Below are 16,733 nucleotides of genomic sequence, written 5' to 3' on the forward strand. Positions count from 1 at the left end.
TGCGAAGCACTGCTTCGCAAGCGCCCGAACGCACAGCCGCCAGCGGCTGGGCCGGACCGCGGAGCGGGGTTTACGGCGTGTCCTGCCAGCCCACACCGTCCCGCCAAACCCACAGAAAGCCCATAGCCGGCTGTTGCCGTTGCTGTTGCCTTTGCTTCAGCAGGTGCAGGGCTGCAAGCCCTGCCGATAACCCTCACTCCGCCGGGCAGTAGGCCTTGATGGCGGCTTCAGCCAATCCCTTCTGCGCGCTGCGCTGCTCCGGAGCCAACGGGGTATCGGCCTTGCCATCACCATCGGTGTCCTGCATTACCTGGCCGCCGCCGTCCAGCAGGGCCAGGTTGGCGCGGGCGGTGCTGCACTGCTCGGGCACCGGCGCGGCCGGGGTCTCGGCGCTGGCCGCCGCCTGGGGACTGCGCGCCTGCGCCCGGGTCTCGAACTTCCTGCCCGCCGGCGGGGTCTCCGAATACTGGGTCACGCCATTGGCGTCCTTCCATTTGTAGACCGGGCCGGCCACGGCGTTGGCACTGGCCAACAACAGCAGGCATCCAAGGCAGGACAGGGCACGCATGGCAAACTCCACGGAATGGGCGTAGAACGCCGATTGCAGCATTGGCGCCGAGCACTGGCAAGTCGATTAAACTGGATTCCATGGACCCGATCACACCGCCGCCGCGTTCGCGCACGATTTACCTGCTGCCCAACCTGTTCACCACCGCCGGCCTGTTTGCCGGCTTCTACGCGATCATCGCCGCGGCCAACGGGGACTTCGTCAACGCCAGCATCGCCGTGTTCGTGGCGGCGGTGATGGATGGCCTGGATGGGCGCGTGGCGCGCCTGACCGGCACCAGCAGCGAATTCGGCGTGCAGTACGACTCGCTGGCCGACCTGGTCAGCTTCGGCATGGCCCCGGCGCTGGTGATGTACCACTGGTCGCTGTCGTGGCTGAAGTTCGACGACCCGCTGCTGGGTCGCGTCGGCTGGGCCGTGGCCTTCCTGTATGCCGCCTGCGCGGCGCTGCGCCTGGCCCGCTTCAATACCCAGGTAGCGGTGGTCGACAAGCGCTGGTTCGTCGGCCTTGCCAGCCCGGCCGCGGCCGGCCTGATGATGTCCTTCGTCTGGGCGTTCGCCGATGGCAACCTGGGCTGGGACGGCAACCAGCTGCGCTACGTGGCGCTGGCGGTGACGATCATCGCGGCGCTGCTGATGGTCAGCCGCATCCGCTTCTGGAGCTTCAAGGGCGGCGGCGCCAAGGGCACCCGCTCCGACCGCGTGCCGTTCCTGGTACTGGCCCTGGTGCCAGTGGCGATCGCCATTGCGGTCATCGACCTGCCGCGCGTGCTGTTCGCGGTGGGCATCCTGTACGCCTTGTCGGGCCCGGTGATGTGGGCCGTGCAGCGCCTGCGCAAGAAGCCCGAGGCCGCGTGAGCGAGGACCTGCCCGTGCTGTGGTCACCGGCCCAGCAGGCCTGGCTGCAGGCCATGGGCTACACCGTCTATCACGACGGCCAGCTGGCCGCCGAGCTGGATGCCGCGCTGCAGCTGAGCGTGGCCGACGCCGAGGCGGCTGCCACACCAGCGGCGGAGCAGGCGCGGGCGTCAACCGCACCCGCGCGCGAACCTCTGGCTGCGGCCGCCCCGGTTTCCCGCCAGGAACGCCCGGCGCCAGCGCGTCGCGAGACCCCGGTCAGCGCACCGGACACCGCGCCCGCGGCTGCCCGGCCGCTGCCTGGCGGCAATGCCCGGCAGCCGGTGGTGCGCCTGCCGGATCGCCTGCAGATCGCCTTGCTGCGCGCGTCCGGCTGCAATCCCAATGATCCGGCCACGCAGGCGCTGATGGACAGCTGGCCGCTGGACCAGCTGCGTCAGGAGCCGGCCGCCAAGCGCGCGCTGTGGCCGCAGCTGCGCGCCCTGCGCAAGCGGGGCGCGCCATGAGTGCGGTCAGCCAGCCCGGTCCGGTCAGCCTGCGCGCGCTGCGCGAGAGCGACCTCAACGCGGTGATGGCGATTGAAGTACGCGGCTATCCGTTTCCCTGGACCCGCGGCATCTTCGTCGACTGCCTGCGTGCGGGCTATCCGGGCCTGGCCATGGAGCGTGATGGCCAGCTGATCGGCTATGGCGTGCTCAGCATCGCGGCCGACGAGGCCCATGTGCTGAACGTCTGCATCGATCCACTGACGCAGTCGCGTGGGCTCGGACGTCAGTTGCTGCGCGCGCTGGTACAGCTGGCCGGCGACCGGGGTGCGCAGCGTGTGTTCCTGGAAGTGCGTCCGTCCAACACACCCGCGCTGGCCTTGTACCACAGCGAAGGCTTCAACGAGATCGGTCGCCGCCCGCGTTACTACCCGGCCGCACAGGGCCGCGAAGACGCGGTGGTGATGGCGATCGAACTGGTCGACGGCGACCTGCAGGCGATGCCGCCGCTGTAACGGAGCAGGGTTGCCGGCCAGCGGCCAGCACTACCGGTAGCCGGCAACCGGGGGTGGCAGGAATGCGCCGACCAAGGTCGGCTGCTACCAAGGCGTGCAATGGCTTGTCCGGTAGGTGCCAACCTTGGTTGGCACGCTTTCCTCACGCCAGCCGCAGTGCCAACACACCCCCGACGATCAACGCCGCCGCCAGCCAGCGCGCGCGCGGAATCCGTTCGCGCAGCAGGAACACCGAGATCAGCAACGCGAACAGGATCGACGATTCGCGCAACGCCGAGACCATCGCCACCGGCGCCTGGGTCATTGCCCACAACGCCATCGCATACGAGGTGGTGGTGCCGACGCCACCGGCCAGCCCCAGCGGCCAGTGCTGCCGCGCATAGTCCAGCACCGCGCCGCGGCGCGTGTACAGCGCCCACAGTGGCAGTGGAATGCCCGACAGCAGGAACAGCCACAACGTATAGCTGAGTGCGCTGCCGGACTGACGCGCGCCCTGCGCATCGACCAGCGTGTAGGTGGCGATCATCGCCGCGGTCAGCAGCGGCAGGCGCAGCTGGCCGCCGCGCGCGCCCAGCGCCATGCACAGGATGCCGGTGCTGACCAGCACCACGCCCAGCCACGCCGCAGGCGGCAGCTGCTCACCGAGCAGGGTGCCCGCCAGCGCGACCAGGATCGGCGCGCTGCCACGCATCAGTGGATAGGCCAGGCTCATGTCGACCTGCTGGTAACAGCGTGCGACCAGGCCGTAGTAGGTCACCTGCAGCAGCACCGACGCGCCCAGCCACGGCCAGCTGTGCGCGGCGGGAAATGGCAGGAAGGGCAGGCCGGCAGCCGACAGCAGCGCGGCACTGCCGGTCACCAGTACGGTGCCGAGGAACTTGTCCGGCCCGCGCTTGACGATCGCGTTCCAGCTGGCGTGCAGGGCTGCAGCGGCGAGAACCAGCAGGAAGATGGAAAGCGGCATCCAGCGATGATGCCATGCGCGGGAAATGTAGAGTCGAGCCATGCTCGACTGCTGCCATGAGTCGAGCACGGCTCGACTCTACAAAAGGAAACGCCGGGCAGTACCCGGCGTTTCCCGGCGCTTACAGCTTCGCGCGCTGCTCGCGCAGGCCGGCCAGCTGGGTGTTCCAGTCGACCAGGCGCACGCGTTCCTGCTCGACCACCGCCGGGGGCACCTTGTCGGTGAACTTGGCGAGCTTGGTTTCGCTCTTCTCCTGCTCGCCTTCCACGCGCTTGATCTCCTTGTCCAGGCGGGCACGCTCGGCGTCGAGATCGACCAGGCCTTCCAGAGGCACCAGCAGCTTCAGTTCACCGACGATCGCGGCGGCAGCCGGCGGTGCGCTTTCGCCTTCGGCCAGCCACTGGATGCTGTCCAGCTTGAGCAGGAACGACAGCGAGGCGCTGAAACGTTCGATGCGCACGCGGTCCTGCTCCAGCCCGGCCTGCAGGCGCAGCGGCACCTGCCTGGACGGGGCGACGTTCAGTTCGCTGCGCACGCGACGCACCGCACTGATCACCGCCTTCAGCCATTCCACGTCGGCCTCGGCCTGGGTGAAATCACCGGCGAATTCGGCGGCGGTCGGGTACGGGCGCAGCGACAGCGTGGTTTCGGCCAGGCCCAGGCGCGGGGCCAGCTGCTGCCACAGCTGTTCGGTGATGAACGGGGTGAGCGGGTGCAGCAGGCGCAGCAGCGCTTCCAGAACGTACAGCAGGGTGTGGCGGGTGCTTTCGGCATCAGCCGCGTCGGCACCGTTCAGTGCCGGCTTGCTCAGCTCGAGGAACCAGTCGCAGAACGCGTTCCAGGCGAACTCGTACAGGCACTGCGCCAGCAGGTCGAAGCGGTACGCGGCGAAATGGCCCTGCGCTTCGGCGGTGGTGGCGGCCAGGCGCGAAAGGATCCAGCGCTCGGCATCGGTGCGCGGGGTCGGCACGCCGGTGAACGCCGCACCTTCGGTGTTCATCAGCGCGAAGCGGCTGGCGTTCCACAGCTTGTTGCAGAAGTTCTTGTAGCCCTCGGCGCGGTTCATGTCGAACTTGATGTCGCGGCCGTGGGTGGCCAGCGCGGCGATGGTGAAGCGCAGCGCATCGGCACCGTGGGCAGCAATGCCGTCCGGGAATTCCTTGCGGGTGGCCTTCTCGATCTTCTCCACCATCTTCGGCTGCATCAGGCCGCCGGTACGCTTGGCGACCAGGTCGTCGATGGTGATGCCGTCGATGATATCCAGCGGGTCGAGCACGTTGCCCTTGCTCTTGGACATCTTCTGGCCCTGGCCGTCGCGGATCAGGCCGGTGAAGTAGACGTCCTTGAACGGGATCTTCCCGACCAGGTTGTCGGTGGCCATGATCATGCGCGCCACCCAGAAGAAGATGATGTCGAAGCCGGTGATCAGCACCGACGACGGCAGGTAACGGTCGAAGCCGCGCTCGGCCATGGCCTGCTCGTTCGGCCAGCCCAGGGTGGAGAACGGCCACAGCTGCGAGGAGAACCAGGTCTCCAGCACGTCGCTTTCCTGGTTCAGCACCACGTCGCTGCCCAGGTTGTGCTTCGCCCGCACTTCCTCTTCGCTGCGACCGACGTAGCAGCTGCCGGTGGCTTCGTCGAACCACGCCGGAATGCGGTGGCCCCACCACAGCTGGCGGCTGATGCACCAGTCCTGGATGTTGTTCATCCAGTGGCGGTAGGTGTTGATCCAGTTCGGCGGCACGAAGGAAATGCTGCCGTCTTCGACCAGCTCCAGGCCACGCTTGGCCAGGTCGTCCATCTTCACGAACCACTGGTCGGTCAGGTACGGCTCGATCACCTGGCCGGTACGGTCGCCGCGCGGCACCTGCAGCTTGTGCGCCTTGGTCTCGACCAGGATGCCCAGGTCTTCCAGCTCGGCCAGCACGGCCTTGCGCGCGGCGTAGCGGTCCAGGCCCTGGAAACGCTCCGGCGCGTTTTCGTTCAGCGCCGCCACCGGGGTGAACAGGTTGATCATCGGCAGGCTGTGGCGCACGCCCACTTCATAGTCGTTGAAATCGTGCGCCGGGGTGACCTTGACCACGCCGGTGCCGAACGCACGGTCCACGTAGTCGTCGGCGATCACCGGGACGCGCCGGCCGGTCAGCGGCAGCACCACGCTCTTGCCGATCAGGTGCGCATAGCGCTCGTCTTCCGGGTGCACCATCACCGCGGTATCGCCCAGCAGGGTTTCCGGGCGGGTGGTGGCGACGACCAGGTAGTCGCGGGTTTCGCGCAGGGCTTCCACGCCGTCGGCATCGCGCTCGACGTGTTCGTAGCTCAGGCCCTCATCCAGCGTGTAGGCGATCGACCACAGGAAGCCGTCTTCCTCGGCGCTTTCCACTTCCAGGTCGGAAATGGCGGTCTTCAGCACCGGGTCCCAGTTGACCAGGCGCTGGCCGCGGTAGATCAGGCCCTGCTCGTACCAGCGCACGAAGGCCTCGTTGACCGCCGCCGACGGCTGCGGGTCCATGGTGAAGGTGCTGCGCGACCAGTCGGCGGAGGTGCCGAGGCGGCGCATCTGGCGTTCGATGGTGTCGCCGGACTGCTGCTTCCACTCCCAGACCTTGCCGATGAAACCTTCGCGGCCCAGCGAATCGCGGGTCTCGCCCTTGCCTTCCAGCGCCAGGTTGCGGCTGACCACCATTTCGGTGGCGATGCCGGCGTGGTCGGTGCCGACCTGCCACAGCGTGTCGTAGCCGCGCATGCGGTGGTAGCGCACCAGCGCGTCCATCAGGGTCTGCTGGAAGGCGTGGCCCATGTGCAGGGTGCCGGTCACGTTCGGCGGCGGCAGCAGGATGGTGTACGGCTCGCCCGTGCCGGACGGCTTGAAGTGGCCGGCCTTCTCCCAGGCCTCGTAGAGGTCGGTCTCGAAGGACTTCGGGTCGTAACTGGAGGCGAGTTGGGTCATGCGGGGGAACCGGTAATCAAGGCGGAAGGGAGATCAGCGCGGCCCGAGGGCGCGCCGGATCTTCTGGTCGGTGTGGTACTGGCTGACCGCGTAGGCGGCCCAGATGGCGGCGGGCAGCCAGCCGATCAGGGTGATCTGCAGGATCAGGCAGACAATGCCGGCAAACGGCCGGCCGATGGTGAAGAAGGACAGCCAGGGAAGAATCAGGGCGATCAACAGGCGCATCAAGGGGTCCTCGCTGGACTTACATGTCGTGCTTGTTCAGGTCGTAACCGGCGGCCTTGTACTGGCGCCAGCGTTCGCGCAGCGGTTCGCGCGCTTCCGGGTCGGCCGGAACCACTTCCAGCACGCGCTCGCACTCGCCCAGCCAGGGTTCATCACGCAGGTTGATCACCAGCGGGCGCGCCGGTGCCTCGGTGCCCGGCACGGCGATCAGCACCAGGGCTTCTTCCTCGTCCATGTCCTCGCCGGCGATCTGGTGCGGGATGTAGGCATCGTTGTCGAACGCCCACAGCAGTTCGTCCAGCTCCTCGGCCTGGGCCTGGTCGCGGGCCAGCACCAGGGTGAACAACCCGGCGTCGTTGGCCTTGCGCGCCAGCTCGCAGACCAGGCGCAACGGCTCGGTCAGGAAGCGGGGCTTGGCGATCAGGTAGAAGTCGGCGCGGGGCATGGCAGGGTCCGGGTCAGGCAGGGGCCCGGCAGTGCCGGGCGAGGCCCTGGCCGGCGGGGCCGGCCAGGGTCGGGTACGGCATCAGGCGCGAGCGGCCTGGTCCAGCAGCCACTGGCTCAGCAGGCCGACCGGGCGGCCGGTGGCCATGCCACGCTTGCCTTCATCGCTGGCCACGCCGGCGATGTCCAGGTGGGCCCAGCGCTGGCCTTCGGCGAAGCGCGACAGGAAGCAGCCAGCGGTGATCGCGCCGGCCCAGCGGCCGCCGATGTTGTAGACGTCGGCGAAGGTCGAATCCAGCATCGGCTGGTACTCGTCCCACAGCGGCAGGCGCCAGGCGCGGTCGAACACCTGCTCGCCGGCGGCCAGCAGCTCGTTGGCCAGGTCGTCGTGCTTGCTCATCAGGCCGGCGGTCTGGTGGCCCAGGGCGACCATGCAGGCGCCGGTCAGGGTGGCGACGTCGACCAGCGCGGCCGGCTCGAAGCGCTGCGCGTAGGTCAGCGCGTCGCACAGGATCAGGCGGCCTTCGGCGTCGGTGTTGCCGACTTCGATGGTCTTGCCCGACATCGAGGTGATCACGTCGGACGGGCGGTAGGCGTTGCCATCGATGGCGTTTTCCACCGCCGGCACCACCACCACCAGGTTCAGCGGCAGCTTGGCCTTGACCGCAGCGACGAAGGTGCCGATGACGTTGGCGCCACCGCACATGTCGTACTTCATCTCTTCGATGCCGCCCTGGGTCTTCAGGTTGACGCCACCGGTATCGAAGGTGATGCCCTTGCCGACCAGCACGTACGGCTTGGCGTCGCCGCCATTGTTCCACTTCAGCACGACCAGGCGCGGGCGGTTGGCCGAACCGCGGGCCACGGCCAGCAGCGAGCCCATGCCCAGTGCTTCCATCTGGTGCTCGTCGAGGATCTCGGCTTCGGCACCATCGTGCTCGCCGGCAAACTTCACGCCGACCTCGGCCAGATGGGCCGGGGTGCAGTAGTTCGGCGGCAGGTTGCCCAGTTCGCGGGCGAACTCGACACCGGCGGCGATGGCCTGGCCCTGGGCCAGGGCCTGCGCGTCGTCACCGGCGATGGCCAGCTGGGCCAGGCCGGCGTCGTCGGCCTTCTTCTTGCCCAGGGTGGCGGTGTAGCGGTACGCGGCATGATCGGCGGCGATCACCGCCTGGCGGATCGCCCAGGCCGCGTCGCGGTCCTTCACCGCCACTTCGGACAGGGTGAACAGTGCGCTGCGGGCAGCACCGGCCTTCAGCGCGCGCACGGCGTCGCCGACGGCCTTCAGGTACTGCGGCACGCCGAAGCGGGCGGCTTCGCCCAGGCCGACCACCAGCACGCGCGGGGCGGTCACGCCCGGCAGGTCATGCAGCAGGGTGGTGGCGCCGGTCTTGCCGGACAGGTCGCCGCGCTGGGCCAGGGCGGCCAGGCGGCCACCGCTGGCGGCGTCCAGGGCCTGTGCGGCCGGGGTCAGGGTATGGTCGGCATACGCGCCAACCACCAGGCAATCGACGGTGGCGGCGGCCGGAGCAACGTGGTTCAGGGTGAATTCGAGGGCCATTGAGCAGATTCCATTGGCGAGTCCGTACAATCGCAGGCCGTTTACGCCCAGACAGTAGACTGGGCGGCACCGCGAACGAACCCCAGAGTTTAAACCACCGCCCCATGCTGAAGCTCGACCGATACCTGCTGGGCGATTTCGTCCAGAGTTTCCTGGCTACCCTGATCGTCCTGCTGGTGGTCAGCGTGGGCGGCGTGCTGGTGGACATCCTCGGCAACATCGCCGACGGGCGCCTGCCGGCCAAGCTGCTGTTCTCGCAGCTGGGCCTGCAGTTCATCGCCTACCTGCCGCTGATCCTGCCGCTGGCGCTGATGCTGGGCCTGCTGCTGGCCATCGCGCGCCTGTACCGCGACTCGGAAATGGCAGTGATCACCGCCATTGGTGTCGGCCCCAAGCGACTGCTGCGGCCACTGCTGATGCTGGTGGTGCCGGTGGTGGCCCTGGTGGGCGCCTGCTCGCTGTGGCTGGGCCCGTGGGCCGGCCGGGTGGCCGAGCAGATGATCATCGAGGCCAACCGCAGCGTGCTGATGGCCGGTCTGGAGCCGGGCCGCTTCACCCCGCTGCCCAATGGCGGCGTGGTCTACCTGTCCTCGATCTCGCCCGATGGCACCCAGCTGGGCAAGGTGTTCCTGCAGCGCCAGAAGGATGACCGCCTGGAGGTGGTGTCGGCCAATGGCGGCCGCATGTTCTTCGAGGGCACCCGTCAGCGCTTCCTGGAGCTGGATGACGGCCACCAGGTGGAAGGGCCGGTGGCCGGTGGCCTGGACTACCGCCTGGCGACCTTCGCCCGCAATGACGTGGCCTTGCCCGATGGCGCGCAGACCCGCACCGAGGATGACCCGGAACTGATGCCGACCCTGCAGCTGATCGGCGATGAGCGTCCGCAGGCGCAGGCGCAGCTGCACCGCCGCCTGGCGCCGCCGCTGATCGCGCTGGCGTTCGCCCTGCTGACCGTGCCGCTGGGCCGCAGCTCGCCGCGCCAGCAGCGCTACGGCCGCATGATGCTGGCGCTGATGGCCTACATGGTCGGTACCAATCTGATGTTCATCGGCAGCGGCTGGATCGCCAACGGCAAGATCCCCCCAGCGCTCGGCCTGTGGTGGTTGACCCTGCCGTTGCTGGCGCTGGCAATCTGGATGTATGCACGTGATGGCCGCCTGGGCCGCCCGAAGGGAGCCCGCGCATGAGGCTGCGCCCGATGCGTTTCGACCTGTACCTGGGCCGGTCGGTGTTCACCACGGTGCTGCTGACCTGGGCCGTGCTGGTTGGCCTGGACGTGGTGATGGCGTTCTCCGGCGAGTTCAAGGACATCGGCAAGAACGGCTACACGCTGGGCCATGCCGCCGCCTGGGTGCTGTACACGGTGCCACGCCGCGCCTACACCATGTTCCCCACCGCCGCGGTGATCGGTGCACTGATGGGCCTGGGCCAGCTGGCAGCGACCTCGGAGCTGACCGCGCTGCGTGCGCTGGGCCTGTCGCGCAAGCGCCTGAGCGTTTCAGTGGCGATTGCGCTGTCGCTGCTGACCGCGGTGATGGTGTTCAGCGCGGAGACCCTGGGCCCCTGGGGCCAGGACCGCGCCGATGCGTTGAAGTCCAGCGCCAAGTGGGGGCGGGATATCGCCACCAGCCGCTACTCGGGCCTGTGGGCACGCGAGGGCGATACCTTCCTCAACGCGCAGAGCGGCGAGGAGCAGCTGGTCGGCGACAAGGGCACGCGCCTGATCCTGCGCGACGTGCGCCTGTACCGCATCGCCGAGAATGGGGGCATCGCCTCATTGACCCATGCCGACACCGCCGAGCATGACAGGGATGGCTGGGTGCTGACCGGGGTACGTCGCGATACCTTCGGCGAGCGCTCGGCGACCCGCCAGGAAATCGCGCGCGAACCGTGGAATTCGAAGCTGGATGCGGCCGCATTGGCCACCGGCATCGCCAAGCCGCGCAACCTCAGCCTGGCCGAACTGAGCACCAGCATCACCTACCGGCAGCGCAACGGGCTGGACGCGCGTGACTTCGAGGACGTGTACTGGAGCCGCTGGTTCTACCCGTTGAACGTGCTGGCGCTGTGCCTGGCGGCGGTGCCGTTCGCGTTCGGCTCGCTGCGCAGCGGCGGCATGGGCAAGCGCCTGTTCCTGGGCATCCTGTTCGCGCTGGGCTTCTGGCTGCTGCAGCTGTTCTTCGGGCGCATGGCCGGCGCGCTGAAGTTCGATTACCGCATTGCCTATGCGCTGCCACCGATCGTGATGCTGGCGGTGTCCGGACTGCTGTTCCGGCGCAAATCGGGTTGATTCCCAGGGAGCCGGGCAAGGCCCGGCTGTTTCCGTTTCACTTCAAGGACGAACATGAGCTTCCAACGCTTTCTGCCGTACATCGCGGCCGTGCTGCTTTCTGCCGGCTGCAGCCGGTCCACCGTCGACTTCGAGATCGACAACCCGACGGATGCACCGCTGACCTTGTCGGTCGACCAGCAGGTGCATACCCTGCCGCCGCACACCTCCATGCCCCTGGTCCTGGAGCCGGGCCAGTACCGGCTGCAGAGCGAGAAGATCGGCAGCGTACGCATGGTTGTCTACGCCGACGGGATCGGCGGGCTGATCAACCCGGCCATGGCCGAGTACGTGATCGTCACCGAGCAGTACGTCACCAGCAAAACCAATACCGGCAACCTGGCATCGAAGATCGAACTGAACGATGTGGAGATCGAGGGTCCCTACGTGAAGGCGACCGGCTTCTTCATTCCGCGCCGTTGGGACGCAGGACTGAAGGACGAACTGCCTGACACGGTGGTCTCCAGCAGCCCGGATACCTCGTCCGACTACCGGACCAAGCTCTACAACGTGCCTGGCTTCTTCGAATACCTGGATGCCGGGGACGAGCTGAAGGAGGCTTTCGGGCCGGATGGCTACCGGCCGCCGGCAGCATCGGTGGCTTTCACTGCCGCCCAGCTGCCGCCGCTTCCGGCGGCCTATGAGGCCCAGGGCAAACCGATGCGCGAGCTGTACGCGCAGTACCTTGCCGCAACCGATGCAGGCGAGCAGAAGCGCCTGAAGAAGGCCAGCCTGAAACTGTGGCGGGAGTTCGTGAAGACCCGTGCGCAGTTGAGCGGACAGTCGCCGGTGGCCGATGATGTGCAGGCCAATGCGTTTGCGTCCGCCTTCTTCGACCTCTGGACGCAGCCGGCGGTGATCCTGCCGGATCCGGCAGCTGCTGGCTGATCGCTGCGTTGATCGTGTAGAGCCGAGCCCATGCTCGGCTCTACACGTGGTGCATCACCGCTTCGGCATGCGCATCAGGCGGGTGCCGCTGGCGCGGTCGTGCCAGGTCAGGCGGTCGCGGTCGACCCATGCCCACCAGAACCCCAGTCCACCCAGCAGCAGCGACAGTGAGCCCACCGCGAAGCGCAGCCACAGTTGGCCGCGCCGCAGCGGCGTGCCATCGCTCGATTGCAGTTTCAGCCGCCACGGTCGCATGCCCAGCGTCTGTCCGCCACGGCGCCAGCTGGCCGTGGCGTACCACCCCGTGATTCCCCAGCACACCGCCCACAGCAGCCACTGCCAGGCACTGAACGGTGCGATGTTCTCGCGCTGCGCGTGGCCGCTGAAGGTGTAGGCGAGGGTGAACAGCGTGCCGGCCAGCATCCACAGCGCCAGCACCGGCAGTGCGTCGTAGACCATCGCCAGCACGCGCCAGGCCAACAAGGCACGTGGGCGGGGCATTTCGGTAGCGGCCGCAGGGGCCGTGTCGGTGGCGGGGCGGGACATGCGCCGAGCATACGCAAAGCTGGCCGCGCCCGCAGTGGCCCTCGTATCCTGCACCCATGGCCCTTGTTTCCACCCCCGCCGAACGCCGCCAGCTGGTGCAGCAACTGCCCGAGCTGCGCGCCGACGACAGCGCGCGCATCCAGCGCTTCCTCGATGCGATCTGGGCCGAGAACGGCCTGGCCCGCGCCACCCTCGACAGCTACCGGCGCGACCTGGAAGGGCTGGCGCGCTGGATGGATGGACGCGACGGTGGCCTGGCCGGCATCGAGCGCCCGGGGGTGTTCGATTACCTGGCCTGGCGCACCCGGCATGGCTGGTCGCCGCGCAGCAATGCGCGCCTGCTGTCGGCGCTGCGCGCGTTCTTCGCCGATGGCGTGCGCCGTGGTGAACGCAGCGAGGACCCCAGTGCCCTGCTGGACCCGCCGAAGCTGCCGCGGCTGTTGCCGAAGGCGCTGGCCGAAAGCCAGATCGACGCACTGTTGGCGGCGCCGGACATCGACAGTCCGCTGGGCCTGCGCGACCGCGCCATGCTGGAGCTGATGTATGCGGCCGGCCTGCGCGTGAGCGAGCTGGTGCTGCTACCGGCCACGGCAGTCAACCTGCGCCAGGGCGTGCTGAGGGTCACGGGCAAGGGCAGCAAGGAGCGGCTGGTGCCGCTGGGCGAGGAATCGCAGCACTGGCTGGAGCGCTATCTGCAGGCGTCGCGCCCGCAGCTGGTCGGCAAGGGCAAGGTGCAGGCGCTGGCCGATGGGCAGACCCCATTGTTTGTCGAGCCGACGCTGCATGCGCTGACCCGCCAGGCGTTCTGGCATCTGGTCAAGCGCCACGCGCAGGTGGCCGGTATCGATCCGGTGCGGATCAGCCCGCATGGCCTGCGCCACAGCTTCGCCACGCATCTGCTCAACCGCGGCGCCGACCTGCGCGCGCTGCAGATGCTGCTCGGCCACAGCTCGCTGTCGACCACCCAGATCTACACCCTGGTGGCCCGCGAACACCTGCAGAAGCTGCACGCGCGCCACCATCCGCGCGGCTGAGCAGCGGCCTGAACCCCGGCCTCGGACGGTGGGCAGTGTCGCGGCCCGGTAGCGGCGGCTGTGTCAGAATCCGGGGTCTTCTTCTGTCGCGGACCGCTCCATGCTCCGATTTGCCATCGCCGCCGTGTTCGGTGCGCTCAGCCTGACCGCCTGCGCCCAGCCGGCTCCGCCGGCCGCCAAGGCACCCGCCGCGGCTGCGGCCAAGGCCGCCCCAGCCGCCAACGCTTCGGCCGACCAGGCCGTGCGCGCCGCGCTGACCGCGCTGAATCCCGGCTTCCAGGTGGACTACATCGGTGCTGCGCCGTTCCCCGGCTTCCGCGAGGTCGTGGTCTCCGGCCAGTTGCTGTACGTGTCCGACGATGGCCGCTACCTGTTCCAGTCGCAGCCCTACGACACGCGTGCCAAGGGCCCGGCCAACAGCGAGGGCCTGCTGGGCTACCGCCGCGATCTGCTGGCCAAGGCCAACCACGGCGACCGCATCGTATTCGCTGCGCCCAATGCCAAGTACACCATCAGCGTGTTCACCGACATCGAGTGCGGCTACTGCCGCAAGCTGCATCAGGACATCGCAGAACTCAACCGCAACGGCATCTCGGTCGAGTACCTGGCATTCCCGCGCATGGGCCTGGGCAGCAAGGACTACACCGACATGATTTCGGTCTGGTGTGCAGCGGATCGCCGCCAGGCCCTGACCAACGCCAAGCGCGGTGGCAGTGTGCAGGCCAAGAACTGCACCAACCCGGTGGCGATGCAGTACGCGCTGGGCCAGCAGTTGGGCGTGAACGGCACGCCGGCGATCTTCGCGCCGGATGGCACCCAGCTGGGCGGCTACCTGCCGCCGGCGCAGCTGCGTGCGGCGCTGGACAAGCTGTCCGAGAAGCGCTGACGCGGAATCGTAGCGTCGAGGCATGCTCGACTGCGGGACCATCAGCCGAGCATGGGCTCGGCGCTACAGATCAGAGGCCGGGGGCGCACAATGCGCCCCCGGCTTTTTGCTTATTTCAGGCCATCACTGACCGCCTTGGTCAGCGTGCCCTGCGCATCGTCACCGCTGAACTCCCAGACGAACGCGCCGCCCAGGCCCTGGGTCTTCACGTAGCCCATCTTGCGGGTGATGTTGGCCGGGGTATCGAAGCTCCACAGCGTGCTGCCGTTGTAGATCCAGGTGGCACCGGCGGTGTTGTCGGTGTAGCCCGGCCACGCCAGGTTCTTCAGCACCTTCCAGTCTTCGATGCCGGCTTCATACGTGCCCGGGGCGGCGCCGGTCGCGGTCTGGTACAGGCCGTTGTTGGCGTTGGTCACACCGGTCCAGCCACGCCCGTAGTAGCCGATGCCCAGGTTGAGCTTGGCGGCGGGCACGCCACGGCTGATGAAGGCCTCGATGGCGTCGTTGCTGTTGTACAGCTTCTGGTCGCCGGTGGACGGATCATTCGGCGAATCGAACAGCGCCGACTGGTGATTGGTCTTCGCATCCCACGCGCCGTGGAAGTCGTAGGTCATCACGTTGATGTAGTCCAGGTACGGGTGGTACGCGGCCGGATCAGTGACGCGGATCTTGTCGATGCCGGCACCCACCGCCACCGTCAGCAACAGGCCCGGACGCACCGCATCGAGCTGGCGGCGGAACTCGGCCATCAGCGCGGTGAAGTTGGCGTTGTCCTCCGGCTTGCCGCATTCGATGCCACAGGCCACCGGGTACTCTCAGTCGACGTCGATGCCGTCGAACACGCCCAGTGCGGCACCGGCGCCACCGGCACCGTCGGTCACCGGCAGGTTGCCCTTGATGTAGGCGTCGATGCACGAGGCGACGAAGGCCTGGCGGTTTTCCGGACGCGCCGCGCTGGAGAAACCACGCGACCAGGTCCAGCCACCCAGCGAGATCAGCACCTTCATGCCCGGGTACTTGGCCTTGAGCTGCTTGAGCTGGTTCCAGTTGCCGCGCAGCGGCTGGTCCCAGGTATCGGCGCTGCCGCTGACGCTCTCGGCGGCACTGAAGGCCTTGGTGTAGTCGGCGAAGGCATCGCCACCGGCACCGCTGTTCGGATCCGACGGCTGGGTGATGCCCACTTCGCAACGGTTGTTGCGCACGTTGCCGAACGCGTAGTTGATGTGGGTCAGGCGTGCGGCCGAGCCACTGCTGTCGATGTTCTTGACCCGGTAGTTGCGGCCGTAGATGCCCCACTGGGTGAAGTAACCGATCACCCGCTTGCCGGTGGTGCCGCCGTCGCCGGCCAGCGTAGTGGCGCTGATCTCGGTGCCCTGGGCCGAGGCGTTGCCGGCGTTGTCGCGGGCACGAACCCGGTAGCGGTAGGTGGTGGAGGCAGTCAGCCCGCCATCGATGTAGCTGGCGCTGGACGGTGAACCGACCAGGCTGCCGTTGCGGTACACGTCGTAGCCGGCCACGCCGCTGCCACCGGTGTTGTCGGTGGACGGGCTCCAGCTGAGCGCGATGCTGTTGGCGGTGCGGGTGCCGACCGCCAGCCCGCCCGGCACGCTCGGTGCGGTGGTATCGCCACCGGCGGCGTTGACGGTGATGGTGATGGTCGCGGTGCTGGTGGTGGCGTTGTTGTTGTCGGTCGCGACTGCACGCAGGGTGTGGCTGCCGGCGCTGGCATTGGCCCAGCTGGCCGCGTACGGCGCACTGGTGGCCACGCCCAGCGTGCTGCCATCGCGGAAGAACTCGACCTTGGCGACGCTGCCGTCCGGATCACTGGCGTTGGCGGTCACGTTGACCGTGCTGCCGGCGCTGAAGGTGGCGCCGTTGGCCGGCGAGGTCAGGCTGACCACCGGCGGCTGGTTGCTGCCGCTGCCATCGCAGGCACCGAGGTTGGTGTAGTAGGGCGCACCGGCCGGATGGTCCGGCGGCGCGTTCCAGATGTCCTGGTTCGCCCGATAGAGGACGCCTCCTTTCTGCAGGGTATCGCCGGCCCGGTAGATCTTGGCCTGGTCCCACTGGGCCACGCCGGCACAGCTGGCGGCCTGCGCCAGGCCGGGCAGGGCGGCGGTACCGGCGGCCAGGGCAAGCAGCCAGGCCAGGCGGCGGGGACGACAGCTTCGGGTCGAACGTTCGGCACTGCGCACAATCGGGTCGTACATGGGTAAGTCTCCGATCAAAGGGCGCGCGGGCCCCGATGGCGCCGCGCGTGACGCAGGTCCGGGCGTCGCCCGGGAAGGCGACGGAGGGGGCGGACGGAGGTACCTGGGAGGCCGGGGAGAGAGTCCGGCGCCAGGTAGGGACAACGTTGTCATCAATCGTGTGGTCAATCCGTGAGCGAGTGCATGGTTCGGGGATTTGGCGGAGAGCGGCGCTGGTGCGCGGTCGGCGGCCATCGGCGGAGCCCCCTCGTGGCTGGGGCTTTCCGCGAAA

At 68.3% G+C, this 16,733-nt stretch carries 15 protein-coding genes and 1 pseudogene; 8 read left to right on the plus strand and 8 right to left on the minus strand.

Translation table 11 applies throughout. The features are described 5' to 3' along the window. Positions 1–193: 193 nt before the first annotated feature. Entirely contained in the window at positions 194–568 is a 375-nt protein-coding gene (locus QRO95_RS22295) for a DUF4124 domain-containing protein (protein ID WP_100437948.1), read from the minus strand. 80 nt (positions 569–648) lie between these two features. Between QRO95_RS22295 and pssA the strand changes: the two genes are divergently transcribed. Genes pssA through rimI form a run of 3 tightly spaced genes read left to right on the plus strand, consistent with a single transcriptional unit; the run spans position 649 to position 2,425 of the window. Continuing rightward, positions 649–1,425, plus strand: a complete 777-nt coding sequence (gene pssA / locus QRO95_RS22300; protein WP_019660986.1) for a CDP-diacylglycerol--serine O-phosphatidyltransferase — start codon at positions 649–651, stop codon at positions 1,423–1,425. Continuing rightward, entirely contained in the window at positions 1,422–1,931 is a 510-nt protein-coding gene (locus QRO95_RS22305; protein WP_285303501.1) for a hypothetical protein, read from the plus strand. Before pssA ends, QRO95_RS22305 begins: the two co-directional genes overlap by 4 nt. Next, positions 1,928–2,425 carry a ribosomal protein S18-alanine N-acetyltransferase gene (gene rimI / locus QRO95_RS22310; RefSeq protein ID WP_032128003.1) on the plus strand — a complete coding sequence of 166 codons (498 nt, stop codon included), beginning with the start codon at positions 1,928–1,930 and terminating at the stop codon, positions 2,423–2,425. Before QRO95_RS22305 ends, rimI begins: the two co-directional genes overlap by 4 nt. A 142-nt stretch (positions 2,426–2,567) precedes the next feature. Here rimI and QRO95_RS22315 read toward each other — a convergent pair whose 3' ends face one another. The 5 genes from QRO95_RS22315 to QRO95_RS22335 form a co-directional block, all read right to left on the minus strand. Beyond that, positions 2,568–3,389, minus strand: coding sequence for an EamA family transporter (locus QRO95_RS22315; RefSeq protein ID WP_049461825.1), 822 nt, complete (start codon positions 3,387–3,389; stop codon positions 2,568–2,570). 121 nt (positions 3,390–3,510) lie between these two features. Beyond that, complete coding sequence (locus QRO95_RS22320) at positions 3,511–6,339, minus strand: valine--tRNA ligase (RefSeq protein ID WP_285303502.1); 2,829 nt, start codon at positions 6,337–6,339, stop codon at positions 3,511–3,513. A 33-nt stretch (positions 6,340–6,372) separates the two neighbouring features. After that, on the minus strand, positions 6,373–6,564 hold the full coding sequence (locus QRO95_RS22325; protein ID WP_012510005.1) for a YqaE/Pmp3 family membrane protein: 192 nt from the start codon (positions 6,562–6,564) through the stop codon (positions 6,373–6,375). Between the two features lie 19 nt (positions 6,565–6,583). Then, complete coding sequence (locus tag QRO95_RS22330) at positions 6,584–7,009, minus strand: DNA polymerase III subunit chi (RefSeq protein ID WP_049400292.1); 426 nt, start codon at positions 7,007–7,009, stop codon at positions 6,584–6,586. Between the two features lie 81 nt (positions 7,010–7,090). Beyond that, a complete protein-coding gene (locus tag QRO95_RS22335; protein ID WP_049424934.1) occupies positions 7,091–8,569 on the minus strand; it encodes a leucyl aminopeptidase in 1,479 nt (492 codons plus the stop codon). Between the two features lie 104 nt (positions 8,570–8,673). On the opposite strand from QRO95_RS22335, the gene lptF reads away from it, so the two are divergent. The 3 genes from lptF to QRO95_RS22350 are packed head-to-tail and all read left to right on the plus strand — an operon-like array spanning position 8,674 to position 11,786. Continuing rightward, on the plus strand, positions 8,674–9,756 hold the full coding sequence (gene lptF / locus QRO95_RS22340) for an LPS export ABC transporter permease LptF (RefSeq protein WP_032128008.1): 1,083 nt from the start codon (positions 8,674–8,676) through the stop codon (positions 9,754–9,756). After that, positions 9,753–10,859, plus strand: a complete 1,107-nt coding sequence (lptG, locus tag QRO95_RS22345; RefSeq protein WP_049424937.1) for an LPS export ABC transporter permease LptG — start codon at positions 9,753–9,755, stop codon at positions 10,857–10,859. The genes lptF and lptG overlap by 4 nt, the downstream gene beginning before the upstream one ends. Before the next feature lie 54 nt (positions 10,860–10,913). Beyond that, a complete protein-coding gene (locus tag QRO95_RS22350; protein WP_285303503.1) occupies positions 10,914–11,786 on the plus strand; it encodes a hypothetical protein in 873 nt (290 codons plus the stop codon). A gap of 54 nt (positions 11,787–11,840) precedes the next feature. Here the strand turns inward: QRO95_RS22350 and QRO95_RS22355 are convergent, their stop codons facing one another. Continuing rightward, positions 11,841–12,332: an RDD family protein gene (locus QRO95_RS22355; protein WP_049461829.1), complete on the minus strand. Its 492-nt coding sequence runs from the start codon at positions 12,330–12,332 to the stop codon at positions 11,841–11,843. 56 nt (positions 12,333–12,388) lie between these two features. Here QRO95_RS22355 and xerD point away from each other — a divergent pair, with 56 nt between their 5' ends. Together xerD and QRO95_RS22365 are read left to right on the plus strand one after the other, a co-directional pair. Next, on the plus strand, positions 12,389–13,366 hold the full coding sequence (xerD, locus tag QRO95_RS22360; protein ID WP_285303504.1) for a site-specific tyrosine recombinase XerD: 978 nt from the start codon (positions 12,389–12,391) through the stop codon (positions 13,364–13,366). A gap of 100 nt (positions 13,367–13,466) precedes the next feature. Beyond that, positions 13,467–14,252, plus strand: coding sequence for a thioredoxin fold domain-containing protein (locus tag QRO95_RS22365; RefSeq protein ID WP_285303505.1), 786 nt, complete (start codon positions 13,467–13,469; stop codon positions 14,250–14,252). 110 nt (positions 14,253–14,362) lie between these two features. Here QRO95_RS22365 and QRO95_RS25335 read toward each other — a convergent pair. After that, positions 14,363–16,462: pseudogene (locus QRO95_RS25335) on the minus strand (glycosyl hydrolase family 18 protein). Between the last annotated feature and the right edge of the window lie 271 nt (positions 16,463–16,733).

The organism is Stenotrophomonas maltophilia group sp. Smal13 (assembly GCF_030236855.1).
GTDB classification, from domain to species: domain Bacteria; phylum Pseudomonadota; class Gammaproteobacteria; order Xanthomonadales; family Xanthomonadaceae; genus Stenotrophomonas; species Stenotrophomonas maltophilia_A.